Origin of the sequence: Pseudoalteromonas sp. EB27 (genome assembly GCF_001974875.1) — a bacterium.
Lineage (GTDB): Bacteria > Pseudomonadota > Gammaproteobacteria > Enterobacterales > Alteromonadaceae > Pseudoalteromonas.
The window spans coordinates 32,272-42,812 of record NZ_MTQD01000023.1; the positions used below are offsets into that span (position 1 = coordinate 32,272).

Sequence of the window (10,541 nt, forward strand, 5' to 3'; positions counted from 1 at the left end):
AGTACTTGAGTTGCAAAGTGCATACCAATGTAAAAAGCCGTCTTTAGAGAACGAATTTTATACAATTATTATACTAGAGATGATGCTGAAAAATTTAATTTCAAGAGATGATTTGAAAGACGAGGTAAGGTCAAAAGTTATTTTGACCTTTATTAATTACTGTAACCAGCCTTGTTGCTTAGCTTTAATACTTAAATAAAGTAGAGCAATGGCAATTATGATTACAAAAACAGGCATAAATACAGCACTTGCGCCAAGCAGCTCAATACTGTTTATAACTACAAAGTTATAGTACTGCTGTAGTAAAATAGCACCGAGCGACAGTGCAAAAGTAGGTATTGCAAGAGAGTTTTTAGTAAGTAGAAACAGACAACCCAAAGTGCTTCCAAATACAGCTATAGCAAAGGCAATAGTTGACCAAATAGGAACGTTAGAGTAGGCAGCTTGTTGATCTAGCGGTAGTTTACCTATCATTTCGGGTGTCATCATCATGTGCATTGCAAATGCAATAACGCCAAGTAAGTTCCATACAAGTGCCGCCCATACAGCGGGTTTAAACCAGGTGGCTGGTGTGTTTTGTGACATATTATTACCTTGTTTTTATTATTATTAGATAGGTAATTAAAGAGCAAAAAGGCCAACTATACAAGGTGGCCTTTTTATATAAAAAGAGGTTTTTTAAATACTTAACCAAATGAAATAGGACGACGACCTGTTTTATCGTCAACTTTAGGCTTTTTAGTGCGCTTGCGCTTAGCTTTAGCTGGCTGATTTATTGGTTGTGGTGCAGCTTGCTTTGATTCTGCTTGAGGTTGTGCCGCAGGTTTTTCTGCAGGAACTGCATCTTCACTTAACGCAAGTTGAAAAAACTCACCATCGAATTCTAGTACATCGCCACTGTATAATTTTTTCCGCTTTATTGTACAAATTTCATGGTTAACACCCACATAGCCTTCAGTGATTAGGTTTTTAGCTTGGCCGCCACCTTCAACTAAGTTTAATACTTTTAATAATTTACAAAGCTCAATCGGCTCTTCTTCTAACTCTATTTCTATATATTCTTCGTTCATATTTGCTCTCGGTGGGGTAACGCACAGGCTTTAGTATAAAGGCTTACAGCGACTTTTGCACCAAAGCAAGTAACTTTAGATAGCTGTAATACACAATTAGTTATGAAAGTTTTTAGGTATTTTATCTGTCTTTAAAAAAACTGAAGCAATTAAAAGTTAAGCTTCGTTGCAATCTTTTTTACGTATGGCTCGCTAATTGCTAAAACTCTGGCGGATTAATCAATGTGTAATGAATACATATAAAACGGAGTAGAAAATGGGCGTAAGATTAGCAATGAAAAAAGAGCTAATGGGCTTAGATAATTCAGATATGTTGACCGCAGATGATGTTAGGTCACATCTTACTAATCAAGTAAAAGAGCAAAAGGAAAATGCTGAACGTGGTTTTTCTGTGATTTCAAAATTTAACGATCACCATAGTCGTTTAGTGAGTGGCGATATGAAAAAAAAATCGGTACTTGAATTTCAACGCCATCGTTTATTTAAAGAAGTTTTATACACCCGTAAAAGTGTTGATGCGTGGTTAGATAGCCAAACAAATTAAATTGCTATAAATAGTTACCTTTAATAGACTACAATTGTAATTTAAAAGGGTAACTATGAAAAATGGAATTTTAATATGTGTGTTGGCATTACTATTAGCTGCGTGCCAACAACCTACCGTGTATGTATTTAGTGAAAACTTGCAAGATGAACAGCGCAACCAGCTCGATGCTGCGCTAAAAGCACAATCGCTCTCTTATGAATATGTAGAGCTGGCAATCCCACCTGACTTTGGTGAAGCCACATTACTCTTATCAAGTGATAAGATTTATTCTAAAGAAACTGAGCAACTTGCGGCTATAATGCAGGGGCTAGGTTACGAGCCACAAGTTAACTATACAACGCGTTCAAATCATTTTTATGGTGATGGCAACATAGGTTTTTATTTAAAAAATGTAGTGGCGGGTACAACCTTTGTTATGCCTAAAAGGTTACGAACAACTCAATGCAGCGAAGACAAGTACAATGATTTACTTGTCACATTTACAGATAAATATGCTGACTTTACCTTACCCAGTGGCGCTGTTGTAAGGTTAGGTTGGGAGTTTTTATACGGTTACGTTGTCATTTATTACAAAAATTATTCGCAAACATACAGCCACTCGCAACCACTTGTAAATACCCCCTTTGGTGCCAAGCCTTCAGATACTTACACTTTTACTGCGCACGTTAATAAGCCCAGTTGGCTTGATTGCTCATTGCAAATTGTTTATATGGATTGAGTGATAGAGTTAACCGTGAGTTTCTATATGTTCACTAAGTTTTGCAATACGCAAACTCATACCTTCTATAATTCGGTCTTTAATTTTTTCACGGATAACATTAGGTAAGCGGGTGAGTGCTTCAGGGGTAATAGCAAGAACTATACTGTCGGTTTTGGCGCGTGCGCTAGTGCTGCGCTCTCGGTTATTTATAAAAGCGCCTTCACCTATAAATTCACCGGGCTCTATAGTACCAAGTTCTAGCAAATGATTATGTTTAAATACTAATAGCGCGCCGCTAAGTACAATATATAAGCGCTTGTCGTTATCGTATTGCTTAAATAAAAACTGATGCTGGCTTACTAAATATAACAGGCCGAACGACTCTAATAAGACTTGGCGCTCGCTGAGTGTAAATTCCTTAAAAAAGTGCAGCCTGTTTATAATTTCCATTTGTTTGAATAATGGAATATGTTCGATTAGCTTCATCAATAACCAAATGTGTTAAAAGCGTTTAATCAGCTAATATTGCGCTCTTTTAATTTTCGGGTCAACGTGTTGCGTCCCCAACCAATTTTTATAGCAGCATCTTGCTTATGACCAGAACAATTAGCCAGTGCTGTTTTAATTAAGCGAGTTTCTAGCTGGGCTTGAATGTCAGGCCAAATATTTTCTTTACCTTGTTTAAGCTCTTGATTAAGCCATTGCTGAAACGCATCTAGCCAATCACCTTCTTCTTGGGTTGGCGAAGCATCCAGAATCTCCGGTGGTAAGTCTTGCTCGCTTACAAGCTCACCTGGCGCCATAACTGTTAGCCAGCGACACGTGTTTTCTAATTGGCGTACATTGCCTGGCCAATTAAATAAACGTAATTGCTCAGTCGCTTTAGGGCTCAGCACTTTGCTTTCGACTTGAAGCTCTTTAGCGCTTTTATGTAAAAAGTGTTGCGATAAGCTTTCTATATCTTCAGTGCGCTCTCGAAGAGCGGGTAAACGTAGGCGCACAACATTAAGACGATGAAATAAATCATCCCTAAACTTGCCCTGTTTAACTAAATCTTCAAGGTTTTGGTGAGTAGCCGCAATAATACGGACATCTACTTTTATACTTTGATGGCCACCAACGCGATAAAATTCACCATCGGCAAGTACGCGCAATAAACGTGTTTGCACATCAAGTGGCATATCACCAATTTCATCTAAAAACAGTGTGCCGCCATTGGCTTGCTCAAAACGACCTTTACGTACGCTATCTGCGCCCGTAAATGCGCCTTTTTCGTGGCCAAATAACTCTGACTCAACAAGCTCTTTTGGAATGGCTGCCATGTTAAGTGCAATAAATTGATTTTCTTTACGTGGACTATGATTGTGCAGCGCACTGGCGACAAGCTCTTTACCGGTACCCGATTCACCATTTATTAATACGCTCATGCTAGAAGCCGATAGTTTACCTATCGCTCTAAACACTTCTTGCATTGCGGGCGCTTCACCAATTATGTGAGCACTTTTTGGTGGGGCTTGCTTTCGTTTAGTTTTTTTAGTGGAGTTTGCTCTGCATGCGCTTTCGACGAGGGCTACTGCTTCGTTTAAATCAAACGGCTTAGCTAGGTATTCAAAAGCACCTTTTTGGAATGCATTAACTGCTGAGTCTAAATCAGAATGGGCGGTCATTATAATAACCGGCAACCCAGGGTTTTGCTCTGCGATAAGTTCAAGCAACGCCATACCATCCATGCCAGGCATTCTAACGTCAGAAACTAAAACAGTAGGTTGGCTAAACTTTAGTGCGCTTAGTACATCTTGCGCATTAGCAAAGCTCTCCGTGTTAAACCCTGAACGGGTTAGTGCCTTTTCAAGTACAAAGCGAATTGAGGCATCATCATCTACAAGCCAAACTGTTTTCATGCAAACTCCAAACATTAATCTGCAAAGGGCAGATAGATATTAAATTCAGTATGTCCAGGCCAGCTATCGCATTCTATATAGCCATCATGTTGATCTATCAGCGTTTGCGCTATTGAGAGTCCTAATCCAGAGCCACCTTCTTTATTGGTGATCATAGGGTAGAACAGTGTTTCGCGTACACTGGGATCAATTCCTGGTCCGTTATCAGATATTTGGATCAACAAGGCTTTTTTAGGTGCTTTACCTGGGCGACGATGCTGATGATTAATGCGGGTTTTTATTGTTATTTCACCGCCATCTACAAGCGCCTGTTGGGCATTTCGTACAATGTTTAATACTACTTGCTGAACCTTGCCTTGATCAATGTATACATCAGGAATACTTGGGTCGTAATCTTTAACTAAGCTAATGTTAGAACAATTATCTAACGTACTTAGCCTTGCAACTGATTCAAGTGATTGATGTATGTTGCCATACGATTTTTGTGGAAGTTGATTGGGCCCCAAAAGCCTATCTACTAATTCACGTAATCGGTCGGCTTGCTCAATGATGAGCTCAGCACATTGATCTCTTTCTTGTTGATCAACCTCATACTGCAATAACTGCGCCGCTCCGCGAATCCCACCTAAAGGATTTTTAATTTCGTGCGCTAAGCCTCTAATTAGGTTTCGGGCAGCTTGGTATTGATGCATTTGATTAGACGCTTGGTCGTGCTTAATTTCGTCATCGGTTTGGCGCCACTCAAATAAAATATAAAGCGAGCCATTAAACTTAATTTGTCGTGTACTTACGGCTACTTTCGCATGGCGAGAATCGCTAAAAACCACGTCAGCTCTATGCTGCTGGCAATCTACACCTTCAACTAGTGAGTATTGTTTTATACGCTCTAAATCGATTGAATGGTAGTTAAAAAGGCTATCAAAAGGTTGATCTAATAGGCGTTTATTACCAAGGCCAAGCAGTTCACTGGTACTGTTATTGGCATATATTACAATAAAGTTTTTATCAAGTAATATGATAGCGGTTGTTTGATTTTGCCAAATGGCATCGAGTAGCTCAGGGCTAAAGTTTTTATTATTAATCATAGCTGCACCATTTTAGTGCGTTGATGTTTGCAAGCAAGTTATACGGTAAAATACACTGCTGCACGATTAGTAATACCCCAATTTAGTTACTTAGGCTTAGCCCTTTTCGGTGCATAAAAAACATACAGGGCTCGCTTGTAGCAATAACTTGGTTTTTACTATTAAAAAGCTTTAATTGTAGTGTGTGCTGACCACGTTCTACATCCCTTATTGCAAAGGTTGAGCTGTCACTGGCAGGGCCGTGTGCTTTACCATCAATAAAAAGTTGTATAGTAAAACCAGTTTCAAAGCGTGGTTTTATTCGGCTAGTAACATAAACAGTGCCGGTATTTTCACGAATAGTCTGGTTATGATCAGGGGAGGAAATAGCAATACTAAAAGCCGCTTTTTGAGGCTGGGGTTGCTCGTCAAAAATGTCAGTATTTGTTGCAGGCATATTAAGATCTTGGCTGGTGAGCTTGACCTCTTTAGCACCTTTATGAGGGGTGTCTGAGAACACTAATACGCCATTTTTATCTTTCCAAGCGTATATTTTTGTTTCACCGGCATAACTATAATTACTTAATCCTAAAGTAATTAATAGTAATAAAATCTTGTTATTCACTCTGCAGCCCTGCATTTTTATCGGTAACTTAACTTTAGTGGAGATTGACTAATTTTACCATTAAAAAAGCCCGCAAAGCGGGCTTGAGAACACACATATTTTTTACAGCTTAATTAACAGCTGTAGTACATTTCAAACTCAACTGGGTGAGTTGTCATGTTAAGCTTTTCAACTTCTTTAGACTTAAGTTCGATGTAAGCATCGATTAAGTCGTCAGTGAATACGCCACCTTGAGTTAAGAATTCACGGTCTGCGCTAAGTGCAGATAGTGCTTCGTCAAGTGATGCTGCAACAGTTGGAATTTCTGCTGCTTCTTCAGCTGGTAAGTCGTATAAATCTTTATCCATAGCATCGCCAGGGTGGATCTTGTTTTTGATACCATCAAGGCCAGCCATAAGCATTGCTGAGAAAGCAAGGTATGGGTTAGCTGTTGGATCCGGGAAGCGTACTTCAATACGACGACCTTTTTCAGATGGAACCACTGGGATACGGATTGATGCAGAGCGGTTACGTGCAGAGTATGCAAGCATAACTGGTGCTTCAAAACCTGGTACTAAACGTTTGTACGAGTTAGTAGATGCGTTTGCAAAAGCGTTAATTGCTTTAGCATGCTTAATGATACCGCCAATGTAGTAAAGTGCATCTTCAGAAAGACCGCCGTACTTATCGCCAGCAAAAAGGTTAACACCGTCTTTAGCTAAAGACTGGTGACAATGCATACCAGAACCGTTATCACCAACAACTGGCTTAGGCATAAACGTTGCTGTTTTACCATATAAGTGAGCCATGTTATGGATAACATATTTCATTTCTTGGATTTCATCCGCTTTTAATACCATTGTATTAAAGCGAGTAGCGATTTCGTTTTGACCTGCTGTTGCTACTTCGTGGTGATGTGCTTCTACTACTTGGCCCATTTCTTCTAGAACTAGACACGTAGCTGAACGCCAATCTTGGAAGTCATCAACAGGAGCAACTGGGAAGTAACCGCCTTTAACACCTGGACGGTGACCAGTGTTGCCATCTGCATATTCTTTATCTGAGTTCCAAGCAGCTTGCTTAGAATCAATTTTGTACATAGAACCAGACATATCTGATTTGTATTTAACATCGTCAAATACGAAGAACTCTGGCTCAGGGCCAAATAAAACAGTGTCTGCAATGCCTGTAGAACGCATGTAATCTTCAGCGCGCTTAGCAACAGAACGCGGGTCGCGCTCATAACCTTGTAATGTAGAAGGCTCTACTACGTCACAACGTAAAATTAATGTAGCTTCTTCAGTGAAAGGGTCTAGTTTGATTGACTCAGGAACTGGCATTAATACCATGTCTGATTCGTTTATGCCTTTCCAGCCTGCAATTGAAGAGCCGTCGAACATTTTACCGTCTTCAAAAAAGTCTTCATCAACTTGGTGATGAGGAATAGAAACATGCTGTTCTTTACCCTTAGTGTCAGTAAAGCGTAAATCAATGAACTTAACGTCATTTTCTTTAATAAAATCTAAAACCGATTGTGACATGTGTCCTCCAACTATTGGGTTTTGTTATTGCTGCATAATTGCTTTGATATTTACTAAGCTGTTTTTGTGCCATTATTGTAACTGGCTGTTTATAAATTAAAAAAATATCATTGCATCAAAATGGAATATATAAACGCACTGTTTTGGTGCGTAAATATTCCATTTCGGTGCAAAATTTACAGAGCGTAATTTGTTGTTAATTTAATCAGCTGGAATTAGCATAACCTAAATGCAAAAGAGTAACAAAAAGATCGGAAAAATAGTCAAAAAGAGGGTTTTTTGAAAAATAATTGAAATTTAATTCATATAATTGTCATATAAAAAACAGATACTTAGTAAAAGTATTGAGAAAGTTTTAAAATATGTATTGGATAAACTTTCATCCATGTCATTAATGAGGGATAATATGCGCCCTTTTAAATCCTATGCTGGGACATCTCGCGAAAGCGTGGATGAGTGCGTAGATCTTGCAGGATCATTGAGAATTTAATTTCTCTGAGTAAATATATGAGCATCGAAAAGTTAAGAAATATAGCGATTATCGCGCACGTTGACCACGGTAAAACAACTCTGGTTGACAAACTACTTGAGCAATCAGGTACATTAGAAACACGCGGCGGTAACGAAGAGCGCGTGATGGACTCAAACGACATTGAGAAAGAACGTGGTATTACCATTTTGGCTAAAAACACAGCCATTTCTTGGAACGACTACCATATCAATATCGTAGATACCCCGGGACACGCCGATTTCGGTGGTGAAGTTGAACGCGTACTTTCGATGGCTGACTCAGTATTATTACTTGTTGATGCTCAAGAAGGTCCAATGCCACAAACGCGTTTCGTTACGCAAAAGGCATTCGCGCAAGGCTTAAAGCCAATCGTAGTTATCAATAAAATTGATAAGCCAGGTTCACGTCCTGATTGGGTTATGGATCAAATCTTTGATTTATTCGACAACCTTGGCGCAACTGACGAACAGTTAGACTTTAAAGTAATCTACGCTTCAGCTATCAACGGCTGGGCAACGCTAGATTTAGACGAGCCATCTGAAAACATGGAACCTATGTTCAAGATGATAGTTGAAGAAGTATCACCACCGGATGCAGATCCTGAAGGTGACTTCCAAATGCAAATTTCTCAACTAGATTACAACTCTTATGTTGGTGTAGTTGGTATTGGTCGTATTAAACGTGGTTCTGTTGCTCCTAACCAACAAGTTACTATTATCAGTGCTGATGGCACTACACGTAATGGTAAAATTGGCGCAGTACAAAGCTACCTAGGTCTTGAACGTATCGAAACTGATAGAGCTTACGCTGGTAACATCGTAACTGTAACAGGTATTGGTGAGCTTAAGATTTCTGACACAGTTTGTTTCCCAGGAAACGTTGAAGCATTACCACCACTAAGTGTTGATGAGCCAACTGTAACAATGACATTCTCTGTAAATAACTCACCTTTCTGTGGTAAAGAAGGTAAGTTTGTAACGTCACGTAACATCCGTGAGCGTTTAGACAAAGAATTAGTACACAACGTAGCACTTCGCGTTGAAGATACTGCAAGCCCAGATAGCTTCCGTGTTTCTGGTCGTGGTGAATTACACCTAGGTATCTTAATCGAAAACATGCGTCGTGAAGGTTACGAGCTTTCAGTTTCTCGTCCAGAAGTTATCTTACGTACTGTTGATGGCGTTCTAGAAGAACCGTTTGAAACAGTTACTATTGACTGTCAGGACGAGCATCAGGGTTCTGTTATGGAACAAGTTGGCCTACGTAAAGGTGAGCTTACTAACATGACTCCAGATGGCAAAGGCCGTATGCGTTTAGATTTCATGATCCCTAGCCGTGGCTTAATTGGTTTCCAAACTGATTTCATGACGCTTACTTCGGGTTCTGGTCTTATGTACCATACGTTCGATCATTACGGTCCTCACAAAGGTGGCGACATCGGTGTTCGTAAGAACGGCGTAATGATTGCAAACGCAACGGGTAAAGCACTTACTAACGCATTATTCAACTTACAAGAACGCGGCCGTTTATTCATCGGTCACGGTGTTGAAGTATACGAAGGTATGGTTATCGGTATTCATAACCGTGATAACGACCTTACAGTTAACGCCCTTAAAGGCAAGCAGTTAACTAACGTACGTGCATCTGGTACTGATGAAGCGCAAACGCTTTCTCCACACCTTAACTACTCACTTGAGCAAGCGCTTGAGTTCATCGATGATGACGAGCTAGTTGAAGTTACTCCACTAAACATTCGTATCCGTAAGCGTCATCTTACAGAAAACGAACGTAAACGTGCGGGTCGTGCACCTAAGTCATAATCTATTAATTTAGAATAATGATTTTAAAAGCCGCTGTATTGAAAAACACAGCGGCTTTTTTGTGAATAATAGTTAGCGAGAGAAGAGCTGTAAGCTCTCAGGTTAGAAGAACATCGGGGTTGGTTCGATACCGTTAAACAGTTTTTAATATTGAACCTAAAAAAGGTATTAAGTTATTATCAAAGCTATATTTAATATGTGAGAGTAAGCTAGTGTGAATACCGAAAATGAAATGAAGGCAAAACTAGAGATAGAACATATTGCTGAACTGCAAAAATATAAAGATGAATTTGAAACGTTAGGAAAAAATGATTGGGGCTTGAAAGATCTCATATCAATTTTTTTACCGTTTGTTTTGTTATCAATTGCTAATAGCTTCTATGATATTGAAACTGAATTATTTCAAATAATATGTTTTATTTTCCTTGCTTCAGCTGTGGTGCAGGGAATGATTAGGGAGCAAACCAAAAAAACAAATCGCAGAATTGATTTGCTTCTTAAAATTATTAAACATGAGCAAAAGGGTGGCTGAAATTAGCTTTATATTAGGGCGCAGCGCTCTTTGTCTAAGCAAAAACGTGCTTGAGAATTAGATAATCGATATTGCAAAGTCTCTGTTTTTGTTGGTAGGATATTTTTCGTTGGGTTTCGCTTCGCTCAACCCAACCTTGTATCTCTTCTTGATGAGTGTTTAGCTAGCACTTGTCACATCGGGAAGACAGTGAGCTCGTACCCAACCAGAGTGTGAAAATGCTGTGACGTAGATTGAGCCCTGACTTCCTA

General features: G+C 39.4%; 11 protein-coding genes. 4 read left to right on the forward strand and 7 right to left on the reverse strand.

Going from position 1 to position 10,541, the window contains the following annotated elements:
- Positions 1-156 precede the first annotated feature (156 nt).
- Entirely contained in the window at positions 157-585 is a 429-nt protein-coding gene (locus tag BW142_RS19795) for a hypothetical protein (RefSeq protein ID WP_024596965.1), read from the reverse strand.
- A 101-nt stretch (positions 586-686) separates the two neighbouring features.
- Positions 687-1,070, reverse strand: coding sequence for an RNA-binding S4 domain-containing protein (locus BW142_RS19800; protein ID WP_076926063.1), 384 nt, complete (start codon positions 1,068-1,070; stop codon positions 687-689).
- Between the two features lie 256 nt (positions 1,071-1,326).
- Between BW142_RS19800 and BW142_RS19805 the strand changes: the two genes are divergently transcribed.
- Together BW142_RS19805 and BW142_RS19810 are read left to right on the forward strand one after the other, a co-directional pair.
- Complete coding sequence (locus BW142_RS19805; protein ID WP_024596967.1) at positions 1,327-1,614, forward strand: hypothetical protein; 288 nt, start codon at positions 1,327-1,329, stop codon at positions 1,612-1,614.
- Positions 1,615-1,669: 55 nt separating this feature from the next.
- On the forward strand, positions 1,670-2,335 hold the full coding sequence (locus BW142_RS19810; protein ID WP_076926064.1) for a hypothetical protein: 666 nt from the start codon (positions 1,670-1,672) through the stop codon (positions 2,333-2,335).
- 9 nt (positions 2,336-2,344) lie between these two features.
- Here BW142_RS19810 and BW142_RS19815 read toward each other — a convergent pair whose 3' ends face one another.
- The 5 genes from BW142_RS19815 to glnA all read right to left on the reverse strand — a co-directional run bounded on the left by BW142_RS19815 (position 2,345) and on the right by glnA (position 7,427).
- Complete coding sequence (locus BW142_RS19815; RefSeq protein WP_010554789.1) at positions 2,345-2,803, reverse strand: cyclic nucleotide-binding domain-containing protein; 459 nt, start codon at positions 2,801-2,803, stop codon at positions 2,345-2,347.
- Between the two features lie 29 nt (positions 2,804-2,832).
- On the reverse strand, positions 2,833-4,218 hold the full coding sequence (ntrC, locus tag BW142_RS19820; RefSeq protein ID WP_024596969.1) for a nitrogen regulation protein NR(I): 1,386 nt from the start codon (positions 4,216-4,218) through the stop codon (positions 2,833-2,835).
- 14 nt (positions 4,219-4,232) lie between these two features.
- The gene (gene glnL, locus BW142_RS19825) at positions 4,233-5,303 is read right to left on the reverse strand and encodes a nitrogen regulation protein NR(II) (RefSeq protein WP_076926065.1); all 1,071 of its coding nucleotides are present in this window, start codon (positions 5,301-5,303) and stop codon (positions 4,233-4,235) included.
- A gap of 82 nt (positions 5,304-5,385) precedes the next feature.
- On the reverse strand, positions 5,386-5,907 hold the full coding sequence (locus tag BW142_RS19830) for a DUF4124 domain-containing protein (protein ID WP_143475966.1): 522 nt from the start codon (positions 5,905-5,907) through the stop codon (positions 5,386-5,388).
- Between the two features lie 113 nt (positions 5,908-6,020).
- Positions 6,021-7,427, reverse strand: a complete 1,407-nt coding sequence (gene glnA, locus BW142_RS19835; protein ID WP_010554792.1) for a glutamate--ammonia ligase — start codon at positions 7,425-7,427, stop codon at positions 6,021-6,023.
- A gap of 507 nt (positions 7,428-7,934) precedes the next feature.
- Here glnA and typA point away from each other — a divergent pair.
- The gene (gene typA / locus BW142_RS19840; protein ID WP_024596972.1) at positions 7,935-9,758 is read left to right on the forward strand and encodes a translational GTPase TypA; all 1,824 of its coding nucleotides are present in this window, start codon (positions 7,935-7,937) and stop codon (positions 9,756-9,758) included.
- 214 nt (positions 9,759-9,972) lie between these two features.
- Positions 9,973-10,290, forward strand: coding sequence for a hypothetical protein (locus BW142_RS19845; protein WP_076926067.1), 318 nt, complete (start codon positions 9,973-9,975; stop codon positions 10,288-10,290).
- Positions 10,291-10,541 lie beyond the last annotated feature (251 nt).